Consider the following 21,491-nt stretch of genomic DNA (forward strand, 5'->3'; position numbering starts at 1 on the left):
TTAAATTTTCTTCACAAACTCTGATTTAAGTTTCATGGCACCAAAACCATCAATCTTACAGTCGATATTGTGGTCGCCTTCTACGATACGGATATTTTTCACGCGCGTCCCTTGTTTCAAATCTTTTGGCGCACCTTTTACTTTCAAGTCCTTGATTAGAGTGACTATATCACCGTCAGCCAATTTATTTCCGTTGGCATCGATAGCAACAAGACCCTCTTCTACATCTGTAACCTCAGCAGGATTCCACTCATAAGCACACTCTGGGCAAACCAGTAGGGCACCGTCTTCGTAGACATACTCTGAGTTACATTGTGGGCAATTTGGTAGGTTGTTCATGGTTTCTCCTTATCATCATTCACTATTCTTTGAAAATCAAAATTTCTCGAACAGCAACTATTATACCCTAAAATCAGCATTTTGACAAATTTAGAAAAAAACCGATATCCATCTATCGGCTTTTCTACATTTACATTCTTTTTTCAGCTTCTGCTTTGATTTTTTCAACTACTTCTTGAATGTTCAAACCAGTTGTATCAAGGTAGACAGCGTCCTCTGCTTGTTTGAGAGGTGAAGTCTCACGATGACTATCCTTGTAGTCACGCGCAGCAATTTCCTCTTTTAGAGTTTCAAGGTCTGTTTCAATTCCCTTGGCAACATTTTCCTTGTAACGACGCTCTGCTCTTTCATCTACCGAAGCTACTAGGAAAATTTTCAATTCTGCTTGTGGCAATACAACAGTCCCAATATCGCGACCATCCATGACAATCCCGCCTTGTTGGGCGATTTCTTGTTGGAGAGAAACTAGTTTCTCACGCACTTGAGGAATTGCTGCAATAGCAGAAACATGATTGGTCACTTCATTTTCACGGATAGGATGGGTAATATCCACATCTCCTACAAAGACAAGCTGCTCTCCAGTTTCTGAACGCCCAAAACTAATTGGATGCTGGGCCAATAAGGCTAGAAGGGCTTCGACTTCTTCTACTCCTAACTGGTTTTGGAGAGCCATATAGGTCGCCGCACGATACATGGCACCTGTATCTAGGTAGGTGTATCCAAAATCCTTGGCAATAATCTTTGCGACCGTACTCTTACCACTTGAAGCAGGGCCGTCAATAGCAATTTGAATAGTTTTCATATCAACTCCTATTTTATTTTGACAACATCACCTGGATTAGCAAACCAAGATCCTGTAGCCATATGCCCAGGATTCAAGGCCTCTAACTGAGCAATGGAGATTCCAGCACGAGCTGCAATAGCTGCTTCCCCTTCTCCTGCGAGAACTTTAATCGTTCCTTCAGGATTAGTAGCTTCTTCTGAACTACTAGAAGTAGATTCTGGCTCTGAACTTTGCTCAGGCTGAGAACTGCTTGAAGATGAGACTTGTACTACACTTGCATCTGAATCATGAAAATCTTTCAAGGCTGCCGTGCGATTACTCCCCCCCGTTGATAGATAGATAAGAACAATAATCATCACGACTACAATCACGAAGAAAATACTAGCTAAAATCGTCAAGACACGATTGGCCACTACATCTCTGCCTTGAGTTCTCTTACGACGCTCTGCCCTTGATTCTTCTTGATCATAAATATCTTCTTGCCACGGTTCTTTTTCCATACCCTACTCCTTGTTTTTTTTACTTTTCTTATTACAATATAAATATGAACATGAAAATCACACTTATACCCGAACGATGTATCGCCTGTGGACTTTGCCAAACTTATTCTGATTTATTTGATTACCACGATAATGGAATCGTGCGTTTTTACGATGATCCTGACCAGCTGGAAAAAGAAATTTCTCCTAGTCAGGACGTCTTAGAGGCTGTTAAAAATTGCCCAACTCGCGCCCTGATCAGAAACCAGGAAGCCTAAATCAATGGCGATAATCCACTCCCTCTAGTTTAGCACATTTCCATGTAAAATTATAGTCTTTTCTCTCTATTTTTTTCTGTAAAATCAGGAAGGTCACTTTTTTCTTTGATAAGATAAAGTGGTCTTTTTTTAGTCTCTAAATAAATCTTACTGATGTACTTACCGAGAATCCCAATGGTCAAGAGTTGAATGCCTCCAAGAAAGAGAATGACAGCCATCAGAGAGGTCCAACCTGATGTCGGATTGCCCAAAATGAGAGTTCGAACCACAACAAAAAAGGTCATTAGCAGAGAAATGAAACAAGATAGGAGACCAGCCGCAAAGGCGATAATCAAGGGAAAATCTGAAAAATTAACAATCCCTTCAATGGAGTAGAAAAAGAGTTGCCTAAAACTCCAACTGGTCTTACCAGCCTGCCTTTCAACATTTGGATAGTCCAGATAGTGGGTTTTAAAGCCGACCCAAGCAAAGAGGCCCTTTGAAAAACGATTAGACTCGGTCAAGGATAAAATGGCATCGACCACAGACCGTCTCATCATGCGAAAATCACGGACACCTGACGGTAGGGCTACTGGGCTGATTTTTTTCATAAGGCGATAAAAGAGATTAGCGCAGAGACTACGTAAAACTGGTTCTCCCTCCCGACTGGTTCTCCGTGTTCCTACGCAGTCCAAATCTTCATTTTGGTCTAGTAAGTTTTTCATCTCAAGCAACATACTAGGAGGATCCTGGAGGTCTGCATCCATTACCACCACCAGATCTCCTGTCGCATATTGCAAGCCTGCATAGAGGGCTGCTTCTTTGCCAAAATTTCGTGAGAAAGAAATATAATGCACTGCCGGATTTTGTTCTCGATAGGCCTTTAAGAGTTCCAAGGTCCCATCGCTCGATCCATCATCGACAAAAACATACTCGATTTCTGTTTCCAAATCTGGAAGTAAAGCTTCCAGAGCCTGATAAAAAAGAGGAAGTACTTCCTCTTCGTTTAAACAGGGGACAATGATTGACATCACCATCTTAGTCTTCAAATCCATTTGGATGCTTGCTTTGCCAACGCCATGCGTCTTCACACATTTGGGTGATGCCTAATTCTGCTTCCCAGCCTAATTCTGCTTTGGCTTTTGCAGGATCTGAATAGCAGGCTGCGATATCCCCTGGGCGACGGTCTACGATGCGGTAAGGAATTGGACGTCCCACTGCTTTTTCCATATTTTGGATAATTTCAAGAACAGAATAGCCTTTACCTGTTCCAAGGTTGTAAACGTTAAGTCCTGAACCTTTTTGGATTTTTTTCAGAGCTGCAACGTGACCTTTAGCCAAGTCAACAACGTGGATATAGTCACGAACACCAGTTCCATCTTCCGTATCGTAATCGTCTCCAAACACTTGCACTTGTTCTAGTTTTCCAACGGCTACTTGCGTCACATATGGCAAGAGATTGTTTGGAATACCGTTTGGATTTTCTCCCAAATCTCCACTCTCATGGGCTCCGATTGGGTTAAAGTAACGAAGCAAGACAACATTCCATTCTGAGTCTGCCTTGTAGATATCCGTCAAAATTTCCTCTAACATGAGTTTGGTACGACCGTATGGATTGGTCACTGAAAGTGGGAAATCTTCCAAGATGGGCACTGTATGAGGATCTCCGTAAACTGTCGCAGAGGAACTGAAAATGATGTTTTTACAGTTGTTTTCTTCCATGACCTTCAAAAGACTAACAGTTCCAGCGATATTGTTGTCATAATAAGCAAGTGGGATACGGGTTGATTCGCCAACAGCCTTCAAACCAGCAAAGTGAATGACACCTGTTGGTTCTTCTTGCTTGAAAATATCACGAAGAGTATCTGTATCACGGATATCAGCCTCATAGAACGGCACTTCAACTCCTGTAATTCTCTCAACAACTTCTAAACTTTTACGGTTGCTGTTGACAAGGTTATCCACCACAACGACTTGATGGCCTGCTTGGATTAACTCAATAACAGTGTGAGTTCCGATAAAACCAGCTCCACCCGTTACCAAAATCTTTTCTTGCATCTTTTTTCCTCGATTCTCGGATTTTTTCTTATTTTACCATTTTTGATAGGGAATGTCATTTGCTATCCTAGAAGGGAGGCTAAAATTTCAGTAAAATTCCTATACTCTTCGAAAATCTCTTCAAACAACGTCAGCTTCGCCTTGCCGTATATATGTTACTGACTTCGTCAGTTCTATCCACAACCTCAAAACAGTGTTTTGAGCTGACTTCGTCTGTTCTATCCACAACCTCAAAGCAGTGCTTTGAGCAGCCCGCGGCTAGTTTCCTAGTTTGTTCTTTGATTTTCATTGAGTATTATTCGCTTTTTAGTCGTTTGACATAGTTTTCAATTGGGTAGTTTAGAGGGTCCAAAGTCAACTCCTTGTCTTGGATCAGTTGAGCTAGATGGTAACCAATGATAGGACCAATTGTGAGGCCCGATGAACCTAGGCCACTGGCTGCATAGACACCTGCCAATTCTGGCACCTGCCCAAAGAAAGGAGAGAAATCACTGGTATAGGCACGGATTCCCACACGCTCAGCTCTTGAAGTCGCTCTAGCTAAAACTGGATAGTGAGGCAAGGCTGCCTCCTCCATTTGCTGGAGCAAGGTTTCATCTACCGTCAAATCAAATCCCATATCATTTTCATGAGTAGCACCTAAGGACAATTTCCCACCTGCAAAAGGAATCAAATCCCACTCCCCTTCTGGCATAACAACAGGATAAGCTTCCATATCTTGGGCCAGCTGATAATCTCGGAGTTGTCCTTTTTGGGGACGAACATCTACTTCATAACCTAAAGGCTCTAACAGGTATCCCAACCAAGCTCCCGTCGCCAAAATAACCTGATCAAACACTTCTTCACCAATCTGGTAACCTGATGCTAAAGGTGTCAGACTCACTTTTTCTTTGACCAGCTTGACTTGACTAGCTTCCAGCAAACGAGTCACTAAAAGTTTGCCATCTACTCTCGCTCCACCAGAAGCATAGAGCAGACGGTCAAATCCCTGCAAACCAGGGAATAATTCGTTAGCTGATGCTTGGTCCAGAATGGCTAATTGCCCTATCAAGGGAGATTCTTCTCTACGCTGGAGGGCTAGTTGATAGAGTTCTTCCAACTTAGTTTCATCCTTTTTCAGGAGAAAGACTCCCGAACGTTGGTAAAAGTCGATTTCTTGCCCTGACTTTTCTAAATCAGCCAACAAATCCACATAAAAGTCAGCCCCTAAGCGCGCCATTTTGTACCAAGCTTTATTGCGGCGTTTGGAAAACCAAGGACTGATAATTCCAGCTGCTGCCTTGGTGGCTTGCCCCTGTCCATGGTCAAAAACGGTCACCTCTAGGTCACTTTCTTTAGAGAGGTAGTAGGCAGCTGTTGCACCTACAATCCCTGCTCCGATAATGGCAACTTTTTTCATTGTTTTCACTTTCTAACTAGATATGGTGGAAAGGATTGGTCGATGCTTGACTAGGTAAAATCTCTAGTTCCCAGCCTTTTTCCTCTTTCCATTGATTAAGAAGCTCTGCGATTTTTTCCACAAAAAGCACTTCGATATAGTGACCTGGATCCAATGCCAACAAGCCATCAGACAACATATCCTGGGCAGTGTGGTAGTAGATGTCACCAGTGATATAGACATCAGCTCCCTTAGCTAAAGCATCCTTATAGAAAGACTGCCCGCTCCCACCACAGATGGCCACTCTTGAAATAGGTTTCTGCAAATCACTCTCTTGATAATGCACCAATCGAAGGCTATTTAAACCAAAGACTTGCTTGACATGTTGGGCCAATTCCCCAAATGTCTGAGGCCGAATATTTCCAATACGTCCAATCCCACGTTCAGGACATGTCTCCTGTAGATAAGTCGTTTCCTCGATACCTAGCATCTGACAGAACCAATCATTGAGGCCACTTTCAACGATGTCAATATTGGTATGGCTGACATAAACTGCGATGTCATGCTTGATGAGATCAATGTAAATCTGATTTTGTGGACGGCTAGCTACCAAATCCTTGATAGGACGGAAAATCGGCGCGTGCTTGACAATAATCAAGTCCACACCCTTTTCAATGGCTTCAGCCACCGTTTCTTCACGAATATCGAGAGCCACCATGACACTTTGGATATCCTTGTCCAAAGTACCAATTTGCAGACCACGACTATCTCCCTCCATGGAAAATTCCTGAGGGCAAAAGGCTTCATACGCATTAATCACTTCACTTGCTAACATGGAGTACCTCCTTGATGGCTTGAATCTTATCTACTAGAACTTGACGTTCCTCCAGATTTTTGTCTGGGATTTGTCCGAGGGCAAACTCTAGCTTAACAGCTTCTTTTTGCCATTTTTGGACAAAGACTGGACTGACCTCTTTGCACAAGAAAGGTCCAAAGCGAACATCACTGGCTGATAGCTTCATTTGACCTGCTTCCACCACCAAAATCTCGTAAAACTTGCCAGCTTCTTCTAGGATGTTTTCTGCTACAATCTGAAAACCATTGTCTTGCAACCAAATGCGCAAGTCGTCTTCACGATTATTGGGCTGAAGGATCAATCGTTCTACATTAGCTAACTTGTCCAAGCCTTCTTCTAAAATCCTAGCAATCAAACGACCACCCATACCAGCAATGGTAATGACAGACACTTGGTCTGCCTCTTCAAAGGCTGCCAAGCCATTTGCTAAACGGACTTGGATTTTTTCCTTTAGACCGTGAGCCTCAACATTTTTGACTGCAGATTGGTAGGGACCTTCCACCACCTCACCTGCAATGGCACTTTTGATTTGTCCTCTTTCGACCAAGTCGATAGGCAGATAAGCATGATCACTCCCCACATCTAGCAAAATGGCTCCCTGTGGCACAAAGGAAGCCACTAATTCTAATCTCTTTGAAATCATCTTCTCTCACTTTCCAAAACTCTATTACCTCTTATTATACCACATTTCAGCTGGCAATCTTGTACCTAAAAAAACCGCAATCCACAGATTGCAGCCTTTCTTTATTTTCTGGTTTGATAGCGATTAGTCAGGATGAAAATCACGGTAAAGACCAACATCATGACCCCATACACAGGTATCGTTTGTCCAGTCAAGGTCGAAATTTCAAGCAGTTTTTGAATTCTTGGGAAGAGAGCTGTGGCTAGGAAGCCTCCTACTGACCAAACAATCAAGAGGACACGCCATAAGGTAAATGGCATGCAGGCTCTAAATACGGATAAGAAACCGATAGACCCAAGGAGATAATAGAGTAGAGTTGAGATTTCTAATTCAGACCAGCCTTGACTCGTGCCAAATATTTTCACGAAAAGAACGCTGAACACAACCATGAGAGCACTTGGTAGAGCACGAAGCATGGATCTTCTGAGGAAGTTTGGCTCGACAGGTTTGATATTTCGCTCAAAAGTCAGAACGAATGGTGGGAAACCTTCCACGAACTGGTCAATCATGGTAATCTGGATCGGAATGAAGGGGAAAATCAAGATCCATTCAGACCGTCCCAGAAGAGCACTGGCGATACAGATAACTGCGAGCAAGAAAGAATAGATGGTCTTTATCAAGAAAATCGGGGCGATATGGGCAATGTTATTAACCACGCGACGACCTTCAAAGAGAATCTCAGGAACATCATTAAAATCTGAGTTCAAAAGAACCAAATTGGCAATCTGACGAGTCGCAGGATCTCCCTCAGCCATCACGATAGAACAATCCGCCTCACGAAGGGCCAGGATATCATTAACTCCATCCCCTGTCATAGCTGTTGTATGCCCCGCTTTTTTCAGTGTTTGGATGATGAGTTTCTTTTGATGAGGGGAAACACGTCCGAAAATAGCTGTCTCCTCAGCCATAGCAACCAATTCCTCATCCGTAATTTTCGAGCAATCTACATAACTGTCATAGTCCGCAAAGCCAGCCTTCTGGGCAATGCTAGACACCGTAACTGGATTGTCACCAGAGATAATCTTGAGGCTCACTTCCTGAGAACGGAGATAGTCCAGCGTCTCTGCCGCTCCCTCCCGAATGGGGTCCAAGATTTCCAGCAAGGCTAGAGCCTGAATATCAGATGGTTTCTGTGGTTTGTGATGGTCTAATTTCTCCTGACTGAAAGCCAAAACCAAGACACGTGACCCTCTCTCCAAGGCCTCTCTGGCTTCGGGGACCTCAAAATCCAGCAACATCTCAGGCGCCCCTAAGAAAACTGTTCCCAAGCCTTCTAACTCCATGGCACCCCACTTGCGGTCGCTTGAGAAGGGGAGATTGGAAATCATAGGATAGGCTACCTGACCTTGGAATCGCTGGCGAATAGCTTGAGCTGTTGGATTTTTATCCTCACTATGAGCTATGTAGCTGGTCATGATGCTAGCAATAGCCTCTTCACCATAAGTTTCCGTCAGTGGAAGGACAGCCTCTACCTGCATCTTTCCTTGGGTGATGGTACCCGTCTTGTCCAGACAGAGCATATCCACGCGTGCCAAGGTCTCAACAGAGTACATCTCCTGCACCAAGACCTTTTTCAAGCCCAACTTAATCACCGCAGTCAAAAGCGAAGTAATGGTCAAAAGGGCAATTCCCTTGGGCAACATTCCCAGTAGGGCTGTCGACGAATTTACAACGGATGACTTGAGAGGCAGGCCTTTTAAAAGCAAGGCTTCTAGCAAGAGAGCCAGACCAAAAGGAATGATAATCTTCCCAGTAAAACCAGCTAGCTTGTCCAGCGATTTCATGATACGAGAGTTGATTGGTTTAACGGTCTTGGCTTCCAGCATGAGTTTGGCAGCATAGTTGTCTGCACCGACATGATGGACACGAGCTAAAACTGACCCACTAGCTAGGAAACTTCCTGACAAAAGCAAGGCGTCCACTTCCTTTTGCACCAAATCGCTTTCTCCAGTCAACATGGCTTCATTAACCTCCGCAAAGCCTTCCAAAACCAAGGCATCACTGGGAATCTGCTCTCCAGCAGACAGACGAATGACATCTCCCAGCACCAATTCTTCCGAATTCAGAGCCACTTCTTGGCCATCACGAATAGTCTTGACCTTTTCCTTGGTCATGAGATTGAGCTTGTCCACCATGTGTTTGGCCCGCAACTCGGTCACAATCCCAGAAAAAGCGTTAAAACAGATAACGGCAAAGAAGACCAGATTGCTCCAAGCCTGCACAAAGGCAAGGGCCAAAGCAATGACAAAGTTCAAAGCGTTAAAAAGGGTAAAGACATTTCGTTTAACGATTTGCCAAGTACTGGTACTGGCCGAAGCAGTAAAATCATTGACCAAGCTCTTAGCCTGTCTTTCCTTAACTTCTCTTTGGGTTAATCCCATAATCTTATTTTTATCCATAAATTCTATCATATCATTTTTTCTAAAAGAATTCTAATCTCATCCCAAATATGCACCTAGTCAAGGGAAAAGTTTGCCAGCCCTCCTTTGATAAGGTATAATAATAACAAGAAAAGAATCGAAGGAGATCGCATGTTTTATACTTATTTACGTGGATTGGTTGTCTTGCTCCTATGGTCCATCAATGGCAATGCCCACTATCATAATACTGATAAAATTCCTAATCAAGATGAAAATTATATTTTAGTTGCGCCTCACCGTACCTGGTGGGATCCTGTTTACATGGCCTTTGCGACCAAGCCAAAACAGTTTATCTTTATGGCCAAAAAAGAACTCTTTACCAACCGTATCTTTGGCTGGTGGATTCGCATGTGTGGTGCCTTTCCTATCGACCGTGAAAATCCTAGCGCCTCAGCCATCAAATACCCTATCAATGTTCTCAAAAAAAGTGACCGCTCTCTCATCATGTTTCCAAGTGGGAGCCGCCACTCAAACGATGTCAAGGGTGGCGTAGCTCTGATTGCCAAAATGGCCAAGGTCCGTATCATGCCGGTTACCTACACAGGTCCTATGACCTTGAAGGGCTTAGTTAGCCGTGAACGTGTCGATATGAACTTTGGAAATCCAATCGATATCTCAGATATCAAGAAAATGAATGATGACGGCATTGAAACAGTCGCCAATCGCATCCAAGCAGAATTTCAACGTCTGGACCAAGAAACCAAACAATGGCACAATGATAAAAAACCAAACCCACTCTGGTGGTTTATCCGCATCCCTGCCCTCATCCTTGCCATTATCCTCGCTATCCTAACTATCATCTTTAGCTTTATCGCGAGCTTCATCTGGAATCCAGATAAGAAAAGAGAAAAACTTGGTTAAATAAATACAATAATCCCTTGGCAAAAGCCAAGGGATAAATCTTTTATTCGATTTTCCATTTTTGAGCCAACCAGCTGGAAAAGGCTAAAAATCGCTCAGCTACTTGTTCATGGTGTCCATAAGGATCAAAGACAAACAGACCGTTCGGATAGCATTTCTGAAGACTGGCATGGATCTGCTCAGCATAGACTGGTGCTTGAGCCAAGCGATTAGTATGGCGTGCTCCTTCTGTTTGACCGTTCTGTAAATACAGCAAACAGTCCAAATTTTCCACATTTTCTTCCTTGCAATAAGTCACAAAATCAGGATACCAAAAGGAACCGCAGATGGAGAAGACACAGGAAACCTTGTCAAAGCTGAAAAGACTGTAGACTGCCGCCAAACCACCTAGTGAGTAGCCTCCATAAGCAAGGCGAGTTTCGTCCAGGCGATAAAGTGACTGCAACTTGTCTAAAAGACCTCCAAATAAATGATCATGATAGACGTTGGCCTGACCTCCAAAATCTGGAGCTCCATCTCTCAGAGCAGCTGCCTTCCAGGGAGTGTAATCATCTAGGCGATTTTTAGATGTCAAGCCCACTAAAATCACAGATTCGGAAAGGGACGATAGGAAATCCAAGTTTCCATCATTCAATAAAATAGCCGGATAGGTTTGATTGGGGTCGTAGTTAGAGGGAAGGCTGATTTTAACTTGAATTCCTTCCCAATCAAACTCATTATTTATTGATAAAGTCATTGATTTTCTCAAGGGAATCAATCACTGCTGGACCATAGTCCATCAATTCATCGTAAGAGATGGTCATGATTTTTTGATTCTTAATAGCAGGAACGCTTTCCAAAACAGCATTTGCCTTCATCAACTCTACTGCTTTTTCATCCAATTTTTTATTGCGGTCGCTGGTTACATAGATAATCAATTCAGGATCCATTGACACGAGATTTTCCAAAGTCAAGCCTGATGTCCCCGTAGCAACGTTTGTATAACCAAGTTGGTTCAGCAAACTTTCTTGCAAGGCAGACTTGTAGGCACCGAAGGTTTCATCATTATAAGCAACCATAATCAATGCCTTTTTCTTTTCACCTTGGCTTGCTGAATTTGCTTTCTTAACAGCGTCAATTTTAGTTTGTAATTGGGCTGCGTATTCATTAGCCTTATCCTGAACATTAAAAATCATTCCAAGATTTTTGACATCTTCTACGATATTCCCCAAATCTTGCTGAATCGTTGAGAGAGAAGCTTTTTGCGTATAAACTGGGATTTTGTTTTCATTCCAAGTGCTAACTGTCCCCAAGGATTTTTCAGAAAACATCATGTTTCGACCCATCACAGCGTCTGGCTCATAAGAAAGGATTGTCTCTTGTGAGACTGTTTTTTTATCCCCAATTTGGGGAATCGTCGCAATCGCGTCCTTGTATTTGTCCGTCACAGCATTGTCTGGATTGAGCATGCCAACAATTTTATCCTTCAACCCCAACTCCAATAAGATTTCAGTGGTTGAAAGATTGTTGGTGATAACTTTTTCAGGTGCCTTGTCAAAGACTTGTTCGACTTCATTCCCTTTCGCGTCATAGGTTTTGACCGTTAGTGGATAAGTCGTCTCTGTGCTCGCCTTTTGACTTGTTTCTATGCTAGATTGTGTGGTAGCTTTTTCTGTAGTAGTGTTACCACAAGCTGCTATGGTTAAGGTAGCTACTGTTACGAGTAAAATGCTTAGTGTTTTTTTCATCTTGTTTTCCTTTTCATTCTTATAAATAGTGAATCATGGCTTGCTGGTCCTCGGTCCAAGTCACCTGACTTTGAACTCCGTATACAGTTTGCAATGACTCAGGGGTGATGGTCTCCTTTGGAGTCCCTTGGTAAAGGATTTCTCCCTCTTTCATCAGATAGAGATAATCCGAATAGCGACAAGCAAGTTGAATATCATGCAGGACAGCTAGAACATTAACCTTGAGATTTTTCACAATGGCCAACAAGTCTAGCTGATACCTGATATCCAGGTGATTGGTTGGTTCGTCCAAGAGCAAGAGAGTCGGTTCTTGCGCCAAGGCGCGGGCTAGTAAGACTCGCTGTTTCTCTCCCCCCGACAGGGACGAATAGAGACGAGTTTTCTTCTCAAGCATATCCACCTTAACGAGGGCATCTTGAACAAGCGCATAATCCCTTTCCCTTTCCTTCTGTAAAAAAGAGAGGTGGGGAGTTCTTCCCAGCAAGACGATTTCCTCAACTGTACAATCAAACTGCAATTGATTAAACTGGGTCACAACTGCCATTTGCTTGGCTGTTTCTTTGAGTGACCAATGCTCCAGCGGCTTTCCATCTAGGCTTATCAAGCCTTTGTCCGCCTTTTCCTGACGATAGAGGAGTTTAAGTAGACTGGTTTTCCCGCTTCCATTTGGTCCTAGTATCGTGTGAAATTGATGCCCTTCAACCTTAAGAGAAACTCCCTTGAGGATTTTTTTCTCTCCCAGTCCAAAGTGGACATCCTGACAAATCAAGTCCATATCAGACCCTCACCTCCCTTCGCCTACCTCCAACAATGTAGATAAAGAAGGGAGCACCTACTAAGGCTGTGAAAATACCAATAGGAAGCTCTGCGTTTGGAATGATGATACGAGAGAGTACGTCTGCCCAAATGACAAAAAAGGCACCTAGCAAGGTTGCAACAGGAAAAAGCCTATTGTAATTCGTTCCTACTAGCCCTCGAGCTAAATGTGGAGTAATAAGACCGACAAATCCAATAATCCCACAGGTTGCCACTAAGACTGCTGTCAGCACAGCCACCATGGTCACATAAAGATACCAATAAAAACGTAAGGGAATCCCCAAAGTTAAAGCAGCCTCATCTCCCATCATCATCGCATTGAAAACACGATACTGAGTAGAGAAAAATAGAAAGGCTATTCCTACTACTATAGTTGGCAGGACCAAGTCTGCCCAGGAAGTCCCAGCGAGCGAACCCATTGTCCAAAACTTAATGGTCATCACACTGTCCGCATTAGCTCCAACTGAGATAATAAAGTTTGAAAAGGCCAGAAAGAGAGCGTTGACCACCGTTCCCGATAAGATCAGACTGGAAGTTGTCATCCTTCCCTGCATAGAGGCAATGATGAGAACAGCAATTGTTGCCAAAATAGCTCCAAGAAAAGCTCCAAGGCTAATCATCACTTTTAAATCAAGAATGATGCTCAAGGTTGCCCCTAGAGTTGCACCCGCAGATATTCCTAAGACATAAGGCTCTGCGATGGGATTGTTCACTGTAGACTGCATCACGCTACCACACATAGAAAGTCCAGCCCCTACTATCAGACCTAACAATACTCGAGGGAATCTCATGTTCCATACAATGGCAAGAGTGGACTTGGAAACCTCTCCTATCTCAAGAGGAAATCCCAACCTGCTCAAAATAATCCGATAGGTATCTCCTAGATCAATCGCAACAGATCCCATTGAAACTGCTAGAAAGAGAGAAATCCCTAAAATACCTAGCAAAATAACTAAAAGTAACACAAATTGCTGGTCTTGTCGGCTTCCAGAAAATTTGGAAAGCATGCAAACCTCCTTTGATAGAATCTTAAAAATTTAGAAAATTCTCATGAAAAGTATACCATATTTTCAACTGTGTAACAAGATGAGAATAAATGAATATAGTTGGTTTTATTGTGCTAGGAACCGTAACCGAAGATTATACTTGAATATATCGAGGTAAGGTGCCAACGTAAAAAGCCCTCTGAAGTCCGAAAGATAATTTGAGCTAGGGCTAAAATCCTAGTTAAAAAGATAAAACTCCTTGCGTTCATCGAACACGGTGTCCTTTCCCTATTTTCATACGGATTTCTTACGCCCTTAGCATCATAATTCTTGCTGGATAAACCGTTTATAGACTAGGCGGTAAGCCGAAGATTGTACAAAATTTTTAGTGAAACAAAAAAATCTCCCCGAAGGGAGATCATTCTGGTTTATTTTACCTTACAGTGCTAGGAACTGTAACCGAAGATTATACTTGAGTATATCGAAGTAAGGTAACAAAAGTAAAAAAGCTACCCAATTTAGAGTAGCTTCATTATCAAGATATGCTCAATTGAACACGGCCTAAGCACTTGGCAAAAAAGATAAAATCTCCTAGAAACTGAAGTTTCTTCGTCAATTTTCCTATTTTTGCTTTGTGCTTTTGACGGCCTTTGTATCTTGAATTAACGACGAAGTCCTAGAGAGTTGATTAACTCACGGTAACGGTTAACGTCGTTTTTACGCAAGTATGCAAGCAAGTTACGACGGCGACCGATTTTTTTCATCAATCCACGGTAAGTAGCGTGGTCTTTTTTGTGTTGTTTGATGTGTTCGTTAAGGTGGTTGATTTCCCAAGTAAGGACAGCAACTTGAACCTCTACTGAACCTGTATCACCTTCGTGACGTGCATATTGTGCGATGATTTCATTTTTTTTCTCTTTTGAGATTGCCATGATGTTTCTCCTTTTTATTTGGCTTCATCCGAGTGACAGGTTGGCATGCCTGTAACCAAGAAGAAGTTATTTGTCTTTACGACATTCACTATTCTACCAATAACTAACTTCTTTGTCAACAGATTTACTTTCTTGTTTTAAATATGCTATAATAATCATAGCAAGAAATCTAAGTTGTCTGTTTTTTAAAACGAGGTGATTATCATGCCTAGATTCTATTCCCATCTCCCCTACTATCTGGTCATATTTTTCTTTTATTGGCCACTTTATCAGTTGTTATCACTAATTATTTCTGACCCCCTTTTTCTCAAGAGTCTCTACGTAAATAATATTCTCTTCTTTACACCTCTGGTAATCTTGATTGTATCGCTACTTTATAGCTACCGTTTCCGTTTTTCACTTTGGTGGTTAATTGGTAACGGACTGCTCTTTTGCTTTACTATCATAACCTTTGGTGAGTTTATACTAATTTACTTGCTAATCTATGAAACCTTGGCTCTGGTGGGCATGGCTTCCGGTATTGGCATCAAGCATATTCTACAAAAATGAAAAACAAAAAACTTTCACAAAATCCTTGAAAAATCTCACAATCATGCTATAATAATCCATAGAGACAAGTCACTTAGTCCCTTTCTACTAGAGAGTGCGTGGTTGCTGGAAACGCATAGAGAGCCTAAACTGATACTACTCTTGAGTTTTTTATGAAAACATAAAACGGTGGCCACGTTAGAGCCAATCAGAGGTGTCCCTCTCTTTTGAGGTACATAAATGAAGGTGGAACCACGTTGCGACGTCCTTTCGAGGATGTCGCTTTTTGTTTTTCTAGCTTTCATAATTCTCTATCCCTGTTTTCCAAATAGGGCTTAACACATTCGTCAATAATATAAGTAAGGAGAAAATCATGATTAACATTACTTTCCCAGATGGCGCTGTTCGTGAATTCGAATCTGGCGTTACAACTTTTGAAATTGCCCAATCTATCAGCAATTCCCTAGCTAAAAAGGCCTTGGCTGGTAAATTCAACGGCAAACTCATAGACACTACTCGTGCTATCACTGAAGATGGAAGCATTGAAATCGTGACACCTGATCACGAAGATGCCCTTCCAATCTTGCGTCACTCAGCTGCTCACTTGTTTGCCCAAGCCGCTCGTCGCCTTTTCCCAGACATTCACTTGGGAGTTGGTCCAGCCATCGAAGATGGTTTCTACTACGATACTGACAACACAGCTGGTCAAATCTCTAACGAAGACCTTCCTCATATCGAAGAAGAAATGCAAAAAATTGTCAAAGAAAACTTCCCATCAATCCGTGAAGAAGTTACTAAAGACGAGGCACGTGAAATCTTCAAAAATGACCCTTACAAGTTGGAATTGATTGAAGAACACTCAGAAGACGAAGGTGGTTTGACCATCTACCGTCAGGGTGAATATGTAGACCTTTGCCGTGGCCCACACGTCCCTTCAACAGGTCGTATCCAAATCTTCCACCTTCTCCATGTAGCTGGTGCTTACTGGCGTGGAAATAGCGACAACGCTATGATGCAACGTATCTATGGTACAGCTTGGTTTGACAAGAAAGACTTGAAAAACTACCTTCAAATGCGTGAAGAAGCTAAGGAACGTGACCACCGTAAGCTTGGTAAAGAGCTTGACCTCTTTATGATTTCTCAAGAGGTTGGTCAAGGACTTCCATTCTGGTTGCCAAACGGTGCAACAATTCGCCGTATCCTCGAACGCTATATCGTTGACAAGGAAGTCGCTGCGGGCTACCAACACGTATACACACCACCAATCGCTTCTGTTGAATTGTATAAAACTTCAGGTCACTGGGACCACTACCGTGAAGATATGTTCCCTCCAATGGATATGGGAGATGGGGAAGAATTTGTCCTTCGTCCAATGAACTGTCCACACCACATCGAAGTCTACAAACATCACGTCCATTCTTATCGTGAATTGCCAATCCGTATCGCTGAAATCGGTATGATGCACCGTTACGAAAAATCAGGTGCTCTTACAGGTCTTCAACGTGTGCGTGAAATGTCACTGAACGACGGACATACCTTCGTTGCTCCAGAACAAATTGAAGATGAATTCAAGAAAATCCTTCAATTGATTATCGATGTCTATGAAGATTTCAACTTGACGGATTATCGCTTCCGTCTATCTTATCGTGACCCTGCAGATAAACATAAATACTTTGACAATGACGAAATGTGGGAAAATGCTCAACGCATGTTGAAAGCAGCCGTTGACGACATGGGTGTTGAATACTACGAAGCTGAAGGGGAAGCAGCCTTCTACGGACCAAAACTGGATATCCAGGTTAAGACTGCTCTTGGCAAAGAAGAAACCCTTTCTACTATCCAGCTTGACTTCTTACTTCCAGAACGTTTCGACCTTAAATACATCGGAGCTGATGGCGAAGAACACCGTCCAGTTATGATTCACCGTGGGGTTATCTCAACTATGGAACGCTTCACTGCTATCTTGATTGAAAACTACAAGGGTGCCTTCCCAACATGGCTTGCACCACACCAAGTAACCCTCATCCCAGTATCTAACGAAAAACACGTGGACTACGCTTGGGAAGTGGCGAAGAAACTCCGTGACCGCGGTGTCCGTGCAGACGTAGATGAGCGCAATGAAAAAATGCAGTTCAAGATCCGTGCGTCACAAACAAGCAAGATTCCTTACCAATTGATTGTTGGAGACAAGGAAATGGAAGACGGAACAGTCAACGTTCGTCGCTACGGCCAAAAAGAAACACAAACTGTCTCAGTTGATGACTTTGTTCAAACTATCCTAGCTGATATCGCCAACAAATCACGCGTTGAGAAATAAGAACCAAGTAAAAAGTCTTTAAAATCAAAAAAACGCATAATATCAGGTGTGAACCTTGATACTATGCGTTTTATTCTTTATAATTTAGCTATTTCAAAATTACAAGTTCTCCATTCTTAATTTCCCAAACTTGGTCAAACTTACTTAATAATTCGTTTTGGCGATGTAAAGTAACAATGACGGCACTTGGTAGTTCCAGAACTCTTTCCAATTCCATTTTAAACTGATTAGTATCCAAGGCAGAAAAAGGTTCGTCTAGGATAAGCAATGGATTTTTACGATTTTTCTCACGATTTAAATACATTCGTTGTTGCTGACCACCTGACAGGGATTGTGGTGGAATTTTTTCAAAATCTTCTTCTCTGAATTTTTCATTGAAACTATTGAATAGCGTTACATTATTTTCATAACTCGAAATAAATGTATGTTCTTGTTGCAGAATCATACCGAATCTTCCCCAAAGATGGTCCAAAACAAGCTCATCTAGCACAATTTGTCCTTCAAAATCTTCATCTGTTCCATTTAAAATGTTGAGCAGACTACTTTTTCCAGACCCATTCTTACCAATAAGCGCAATTTTATCCCCTTTTTGAATCGTAGCGGAAGTAATTATCAATTTTGATTCTCCCAGTTGTTTGGAAATGTTTTTCAAAGTAATCGTATCAAAAGAATGTTGAGGTGCTTGAACTGAAACGGGGCTCCCAACAATGTTTTGAAAACTCTTGATTACAGGCTTTACGGACTCTAACATTTGTAAATCATAAAGGATTTCCTGTATTGGTTCAGAAAAAGCATTAATATATCCGAAACTCGCCACCACCTCAGGAATACCGAGTTGCTGGTGAGATAGAGAGTAGGCTAAATAAATAAACAGAACAAGACTAATGAATTCAAAAGAAACACCTGTCAATAAGATGCCTGTAATTTTTGTCAAACCATACTTAAAATACTTATCCTGCAAATTCTTTAGAGAACTCTTTTGTTGATTCAAAAAATGCGACATAGTTAGTTTATTTACCAAATGATGTCCCATGAGCAAATCCTCCAAAGTTCGATAGTAATCTCCTTGTTTTTTCAAGTAAACCTGTCTACGATTAGCGGTCAACTTCCCAACGATTTTAGGAATTTGAATACTAATTCCAGTGGAAAAGATTAAAATCAGTGATACAATAGGATTAATTGTTCTGCTAATAATGAAAGCGTAAATGATGATACGTAAAATTTGTTTGATAAAACTCATCAATGGAGGAAGGTAATCCTTTTCCAACGAATCTAGGTCATTAGATTGATAGGAAATATACTCTGCTACTGCTTTCTGCTTGAAATCGTGGTGACTGAGTCCCAGAAGTGAACGAAACCACTCATTTTTCAAAGTAGTCGAAAAGATAATCCCCTGCTTCCAATCAAGTATCATTTGGATATAGTTACAACTCAAATAACCTGCCACTGACATAGAGTAACCATATAGAGCTACTTGATAATCCCCTTTGATTAATGCCTGCGTGAAATACGGTAACAAAGCTGTGCAGATATTCGATACTACACCAAAAAGAAAATTAAAGAAGAGATACCATCTAATAGTTTTAAGATATGGTAGCATATACGATACTCCTTGCTAATGCGTTTTTTTACATATCGCAGAACAATCTCTACTATTCCCTATTTCAGATAGTGCGATACTCGGACATTGAGTGCAATAATTGTAAATCACACAAGTACTGCCGTTTTTACTATCATTCAAAATATAATTTGCTATTTTGTAAAATATAGGTCTATCCCATGTTTCTTTGATAGATGTAAAATGAATATTTCCAATACTTCTATTGAAAGTAAGCTTTTTCAGTTTTTCTAACGATTTAGGCTATTTCGTGACACACCCACAATCCGTGAAAATTCTGGTTATATCAGATTATGTGATTTTCGTAAGAATTTTATATTGTCTCCAATCATGGCAGTCTCCTTTTACTTGATAAAACTATTATAACATTTAGAAATTAAAAACTGGTTCAAAATCAATAGAATGTGTGTATTCGATACATTCAATAAATTCTTGGAAACAATTCTACACCAGTTACACAAATCTATATACACCTATCTCATTCAAAATAAAAAGAAAGCTGCAGTTCTTTTAATCCTGTATCAACGATTCATTCTGAAATCGAATAGGAGACATTTCCCAAGTCTACAATTCACTTCATCTCAAATTAATTTTTGTAATTCACCCTTAGTTTATAGATTTTATGCTCAACAAAAGTATAAAGCATACAAAACTTCACTTTGAACCAGTATTTATACTATATTCCGTATTAAAAATTCTATTATTGGTTTTGTAAAAAACAGTCTTCAAATATCCTGAAATATAGCAAAAAGAGATTGGGTAAAAACTCATTGTCTCTTCTCACTCAAGGACTAAGTTCACTTGAGCAAACTGAATCCGCACTGTCGTTCCTGTACCGACCTCAGACTCGATACGAATCTGGTGACCTAGTTCTTCAGAAATTTTCTTGGATAGGTAGAGGCCAAGTCCAGATGACTGCTGGGTTAGGCGACCATTATATCCTGAAAATCCACGTTCAAAGACTCGGAGGACATCACTATTTTTTATCCCGATTCCCGTATCCTTGATACAAAGCTCTTGCCCCTCCAAATAAATCTCCAGACCACCTTCCTTGGTGTACTTGAGACTGTTTGAAATAATTTGCTCAATAACCACTAGTAGCCACTTTTTATCCGTCACGATTTCTTTATCAAGGTCATGTAGATTGACATTTAAGCCTTTTTGAATAAAGAAAAGAGCGTATTTACGAATTATTTCCTTGACCAAGTCCTCAATTTGCACCTGCTTTAAGACCAAGTCATCATGGAAACTTTCTAAACGCAGGTACTGTAAAACTAGATTGGTATAGGAATCAATCTTGAAAATTTCCTGTTCTAATTGCTGCTTCAGTTGGCGGTCAGCTACTTCTGAAACTAAGAGTTGACTGGCTGCAATGGGGGTCTTTATCTGATGAACCCACAAGGTATAGTAATCCAGCAAATCCGTCAGTTTTCTTTCTGAATCTGACCTCTGCTGATAGAGTTCCATCTCACGCGCTTCTAATTTTTCAGCCAAGGCTATTTCCAATGGAGATTTGGCTTCCCTCTCACCGTAGAGAATTTCCTGGCGATAGACCTGCATTTCAACCAATATGTCCCAAGTGAAAAACAAGATGGTTACAAAGCAACACAAGAGAAAAAAATAGAGAAAGTAAATTCCTAAACTAGCAAATAAAAACTGAAAGAGTAAGACCAGAAACGTCAAAGAAAGCAGATAGACAAACAGACGACTACGGGAACGCAGATAGGCTAGAAAAAATTGTTTCCAATCAAGCATGCTTCAGTCCGTACCCTATCCCTTTCTTGGTCTCGATAAATCCTACCAAGCCCTGCTCTTCCAACTTTTTACGCAAACGAGCCACATTGACAGAGAGGGTATTATCATCAATGAAAAAGTCACTGTTCCAAAGTTCCCGCATCAGGTCGTCACGTGCTACGATGTTGCCTGCATGCTCAAACAAGACACGTAAAATCTGGAATTCATTCTTGGTCAAATTCAAGACTTGCCCTTGATAATGTAAATCCATGGATTTGGTATTGAGGATAACACCAGCATATTCCAGTAAACTCTCGTCACGCCCAAACTCATAGGAACGGCGCAACAAGCCCTGAATCTTGGCTAGAAGAACCTGCTGGTCAAAAGGCTTGGTCACAAAGTCATCCGCGCCCATATTGATTGCCATGACAATATCCATCGCCTGGTCTCTCGAAGACAGAAACATGATGGGTACCTTGGAAATCTTGCGAATTTCCTGACACCAGTGATAACCATTAAACAAAGGTAGCCCAATATCCATGAGGACCAGATGAGGCTCCGACTGGACAAAAAGGCTCAAAACTTCCATAAAGTCTTCTACCAGAACCACTTCAAATCCCCATTCAGAGAGCATTTTCCCGACCTGTTGCCGAATAACCTGATCATCTTCTACTAGTAAAATCTTGTGCATGCGCTCCTCCTTTTCTATTATTATAACA

General features: G+C 41.5%; 21 protein-coding genes and 2 pseudogenes. 5 read left to right on the top strand and 18 right to left on the bottom strand.

Annotated elements, in window-relative coordinates:
* The 3 genes from SMIDD28_RS08545 to SMIDD28_RS08555 form a co-directional block, all read right to left on the bottom strand.
* Positions 1-339, bottom strand: a complete 339-nt coding sequence (locus SMIDD28_RS08545; protein ID WP_061425609.1) for a zinc ribbon domain-containing protein YjdM — start codon at positions 337-339, stop codon at positions 1-3.
* A 130-nt stretch (positions 340-469) separates the two neighbouring features.
* Entirely contained in the window at positions 470-1,141 is a 672-nt protein-coding gene (gene cmk, locus SMIDD28_RS08550; RefSeq protein WP_061425610.1) for a (d)CMP kinase, read from the bottom strand.
* A gap of 8 nt (positions 1,142-1,149) precedes the next feature.
* Positions 1,150-1,623, bottom strand: coding sequence for an SAG1386/EF1546 family surface-associated protein (locus tag SMIDD28_RS08555; RefSeq protein WP_061425611.1), 474 nt, complete (start codon positions 1,621-1,623; stop codon positions 1,150-1,152).
* 50 nt (positions 1,624-1,673) lie between these two features.
* Here SMIDD28_RS08555 and SMIDD28_RS11350 point away from each other — a divergent pair, with 50 nt between their 5' ends.
* On the top strand, positions 1,674-1,880 hold the full coding sequence (locus SMIDD28_RS11350) for a ferredoxin (protein ID WP_001824692.1): 207 nt from the start codon (positions 1,674-1,676) through the stop codon (positions 1,878-1,880).
* Between the two features lie 50 nt (positions 1,881-1,930).
* On the opposite strand, the gene SMIDD28_RS08560 is transcribed toward SMIDD28_RS11350, so the two are convergent.
* The 7 genes from SMIDD28_RS08560 to SMIDD28_RS08585 form a co-directional block, all read right to left on the bottom strand.
* Positions 1,931-2,896 (bottom strand): glycosyltransferase family 2 protein, encoded by a 966-nt coding sequence (locus tag SMIDD28_RS08560; RefSeq protein ID WP_061425733.1) that lies wholly within the window; start codon positions 2,894-2,896, stop codon positions 1,931-1,933.
* A gap of 1 nt (position 2,897) precedes the next feature.
* Complete coding sequence (gene galE / locus SMIDD28_RS08565) at positions 2,898-3,917, bottom strand: UDP-glucose 4-epimerase GalE (protein WP_024057477.1); 1,020 nt, start codon at positions 3,915-3,917, stop codon at positions 2,898-2,900.
* A gap of 130 nt (positions 3,918-4,047) precedes the next feature.
* Positions 4,048-4,206: a hypothetical protein gene (locus tag SMIDD28_RS12315; protein WP_231075178.1), complete on the bottom strand. Its 159-nt coding sequence runs from the start codon at positions 4,204-4,206 to the stop codon at positions 4,048-4,050.
* A gap of 6 nt (positions 4,207-4,212) precedes the next feature.
* Complete coding sequence (locus SMIDD28_RS08570) at positions 4,213-5,316, bottom strand: NAD(P)/FAD-dependent oxidoreductase (protein WP_061425612.1); 1,104 nt, start codon at positions 5,314-5,316, stop codon at positions 4,213-4,215.
* 16 nt (positions 5,317-5,332) lie between these two features.
* Positions 5,333-6,130, bottom strand: a complete 798-nt coding sequence (locus SMIDD28_RS08575; protein WP_061425613.1) for a Nif3-like dinuclear metal center hexameric protein — start codon at positions 6,128-6,130, stop codon at positions 5,333-5,335.
* Entirely contained in the window at positions 6,117-6,794 is a 678-nt protein-coding gene (locus SMIDD28_RS08580) for a tRNA (adenine(22)-N(1))-methyltransferase (RefSeq protein ID WP_061425614.1), read from the bottom strand. The genes SMIDD28_RS08575 and SMIDD28_RS08580 overlap by 14 nt, the downstream gene beginning before the upstream one ends.
* Positions 6,795-6,895: 101 nt before the next feature.
* Positions 6,896-9,232, bottom strand: coding sequence for a cation-translocating P-type ATPase (locus SMIDD28_RS08585; protein ID WP_061425734.1), 2,337 nt, complete (start codon positions 9,230-9,232; stop codon positions 6,896-6,898).
* A gap of 132 nt (positions 9,233-9,364) precedes the next feature.
* Between SMIDD28_RS08585 and SMIDD28_RS08590 the strand changes: the two genes are divergently transcribed.
* On the top strand, positions 9,365-10,114 hold the full coding sequence (locus SMIDD28_RS08590; RefSeq protein ID WP_061425615.1) for a lysophospholipid acyltransferase family protein: 750 nt from the start codon (positions 9,365-9,367) through the stop codon (positions 10,112-10,114).
* 43 nt (positions 10,115-10,157) lie between these two features.
* On the opposite strand, the gene SMIDD28_RS08595 is transcribed toward SMIDD28_RS08590, so the two are convergent.
* The 5 genes from SMIDD28_RS08595 to rpsO all read right to left on the bottom strand — a co-directional run bounded on the left by SMIDD28_RS08595 (position 10,158) and on the right by rpsO (position 14,575).
* Entirely contained in the window at positions 10,158-10,850 is a 693-nt protein-coding gene (locus tag SMIDD28_RS08595) for an alpha/beta hydrolase-fold protein (RefSeq protein WP_061425616.1), read from the bottom strand.
* Positions 10,831-11,841, bottom strand: a complete 1,011-nt coding sequence (locus tag SMIDD28_RS08600; RefSeq protein ID WP_061425617.1) for an ABC transporter substrate-binding protein — start codon at positions 11,839-11,841, stop codon at positions 10,831-10,833. Before SMIDD28_RS08600 ends, SMIDD28_RS08595 begins: the two co-directional genes overlap by 20 nt.
* A gap of 19 nt (positions 11,842-11,860) precedes the next feature.
* Positions 11,861-12,616: an ABC transporter ATP-binding protein gene (locus SMIDD28_RS08605; protein WP_061425618.1), complete on the bottom strand. Its 756-nt coding sequence runs from the start codon at positions 12,614-12,616 to the stop codon at positions 11,861-11,863.
* Position 12,617: 1 nt separating this feature from the next.
* Entirely contained in the window at positions 12,618-13,664 is a 1,047-nt protein-coding gene (locus tag SMIDD28_RS08610) for a FecCD family ABC transporter permease (RefSeq protein ID WP_061425619.1), read from the bottom strand.
* Positions 13,665-14,305: 641 nt separating this feature from the next.
* Positions 14,306-14,575: a 30S ribosomal protein S15 gene (gene rpsO / locus SMIDD28_RS08615; RefSeq protein WP_001018251.1), complete on the bottom strand. Its 270-nt coding sequence runs from the start codon at positions 14,573-14,575 to the stop codon at positions 14,306-14,308.
* Between the two features lie 204 nt (positions 14,576-14,779).
* Here rpsO and SMIDD28_RS12320 point away from each other — a divergent pair.
* The 3 genes and pseudogenes from SMIDD28_RS12320 (at position 14,780) to thrS (ending at position 17,420) form a co-directional block, all read left to right on the top strand.
* A pseudogene (locus SMIDD28_RS12320) lies at positions 14,780-15,153 on the top strand (hypothetical protein).
* Positions 15,154-15,226: 73 nt separating this feature from the next.
* Positions 15,227-15,435 (top strand): annotated as a pseudogene (locus SMIDD28_RS12525) (hypothetical protein).
* A 41-nt stretch (positions 15,436-15,476) separates the two neighbouring features.
* Complete coding sequence (gene thrS / locus SMIDD28_RS08625) at positions 15,477-17,420, top strand: threonine--tRNA ligase (RefSeq protein WP_061425620.1); 1,944 nt, start codon at positions 15,477-15,479, stop codon at positions 17,418-17,420.
* A gap of 88 nt (positions 17,421-17,508) precedes the next feature.
* On the opposite strand, the gene SMIDD28_RS08630 is transcribed toward thrS, so the two are convergent.
* From SMIDD28_RS08630 to SMIDD28_RS08640, 3 genes are all read right to left on the bottom strand, one after another.
* A complete protein-coding gene (locus SMIDD28_RS08630; protein ID WP_061425621.1) occupies positions 17,509-19,020 on the bottom strand; it encodes an ATP-binding cassette domain-containing protein in 1,512 nt (503 codons plus the stop codon).
* A gap of 798 nt (positions 19,021-19,818) precedes the next feature.
* Complete coding sequence (locus tag SMIDD28_RS08635) at positions 19,819-20,793, bottom strand: sensor histidine kinase (RefSeq protein ID WP_061425622.1); 975 nt, start codon at positions 20,791-20,793, stop codon at positions 19,819-19,821.
* Positions 20,786-21,463 (bottom strand): response regulator transcription factor, encoded by a 678-nt coding sequence (locus SMIDD28_RS08640; RefSeq protein WP_000548988.1) that lies wholly within the window; start codon positions 21,461-21,463, stop codon positions 20,786-20,788. Before SMIDD28_RS08640 ends, SMIDD28_RS08635 begins: the two co-directional genes overlap by 8 nt.
* Positions 21,464-21,491 lie beyond the last annotated feature (28 nt).

Source organism: Streptococcus mitis, from assembly GCF_001579045.1.
Taxonomy (GTDB): Bacteria; Bacillota; Bacilli; order Lactobacillales; family Streptococcaceae; genus Streptococcus; species Streptococcus mitis_D.

Excerpts from the sequence above, each read along its gene's own strand:
- SMIDD28_RS08640 (WP_000548988.1), bottom strand. The coding sequence starts at position 21,463 with ATGCACAAGATTTTACTAGTAGAAGATGATCAGGTTATTCGGCAACAG.
- cmk (WP_061425610.1), bottom strand. The coding sequence starts at position 1,141 with ATGAAAACTATTCAAATTGCTATTGACGGCCCTGCTTCAAGTGGTAAG.
- SMIDD28_RS08575 (WP_061425613.1), bottom strand. The coding sequence starts at position 6,130 with ATGTTAGCAAGTGAAGTGATTAATGCGTATGAAGCCTTTTGCCCTCAG.
- SMIDD28_RS08635 (WP_061425622.1), bottom strand. The coding sequence starts at position 20,793 with ATGCTTGATTGGAAACAATTTTTTCTAGCCTATCTGCGTTCCCGTAGT.
- SMIDD28_RS08570 (WP_061425612.1), bottom strand. The coding sequence starts at position 5,316 with ATGAAAAAAGTTGCCATTATCGGAGCAGGGATTGTAGGTGCAACAGCT.
- galE (WP_024057477.1), bottom strand. The coding sequence starts at position 3,917 with ATGCAAGAAAAGATTTTGGTAACGGGTGGAGCTGGTTTTATCGGAACT.
- SMIDD28_RS11350 (WP_001824692.1), top strand. The coding sequence starts at position 1,674 with ATGAAAATCACACTTATACCCGAACGATGTATCGCCTGTGGACTTTGC.
- SMIDD28_RS08555 (WP_061425611.1), bottom strand. The coding sequence starts at position 1,623 with ATGGAAAAAGAACCGTGGCAAGAAGATATTTATGATCAAGAAGAATCA.
- SMIDD28_RS08580 (WP_061425614.1), bottom strand. The coding sequence starts at position 6,794 with ATGATTTCAAAGAGATTAGAATTAGTGGCTTCCTTTGTGCCACAGGGA.
- SMIDD28_RS08630 (WP_061425621.1), bottom strand. The coding sequence starts at position 19,020 with ATGCTACCATATCTTAAAACTATTAGATGGTATCTCTTCTTTAATTTT.
- SMIDD28_RS08590 (WP_061425615.1), top strand. The coding sequence starts at position 9,365 with ATGTTTTATACTTATTTACGTGGATTGGTTGTCTTGCTCCTATGGTCC.
- SMIDD28_RS08605 (WP_061425618.1), bottom strand. The coding sequence starts at position 12,616 with ATGGACTTGATTTGTCAGGATGTCCACTTTGGACTGGGAGAGAAAAAA.
- SMIDD28_RS08560 (WP_061425733.1), bottom strand. The coding sequence starts at position 2,896 with ATGGTGATGTCAATCATTGTCCCCTGTTTAAACGAAGAGGAAGTACTT.
- rpsO (WP_001018251.1), bottom strand. The coding sequence starts at position 14,575 with ATGGCAATCTCAAAAGAGAAAAAAAATGAAATCATCGCACAATATGCA.
- thrS (WP_061425620.1), top strand. The coding sequence starts at position 15,477 with ATGATTAACATTACTTTCCCAGATGGCGCTGTTCGTGAATTCGAATCT.
- SMIDD28_RS08610 (WP_061425619.1), bottom strand. The coding sequence starts at position 13,664 with ATGCTTTCCAAATTTTCTGGAAGCCGACAAGACCAGCAATTTGTGTTA.
- SMIDD28_RS08595 (WP_061425616.1), bottom strand. The coding sequence starts at position 10,850 with ATGACTTTATCAATAAATAATGAGTTTGATTGGGAAGGAATTCAAGTT.
- SMIDD28_RS08585 (WP_061425734.1), bottom strand. The coding sequence starts at position 9,232 with ATGGATAAAAATAAGATTATGGGATTAACCCAAAGAGAAGTTAAGGAA.
- SMIDD28_RS12315 (WP_231075178.1), bottom strand. The coding sequence starts at position 4,206 with ATGAAAATCAAAGAACAAACTAGGAAACTAGCCGCGGGCTGCTCAAAG.
- SMIDD28_RS08600 (WP_061425617.1), bottom strand. The coding sequence starts at position 11,841 with ATGAAAAAAACACTAAGCATTTTACTCGTAACAGTAGCTACCTTAACC.
- SMIDD28_RS08545 (WP_061425609.1), bottom strand. The coding sequence starts at position 339 with ATGAACAACCTACCAAATTGCCCACAATGTAACTCAGAGTATGTCTAC.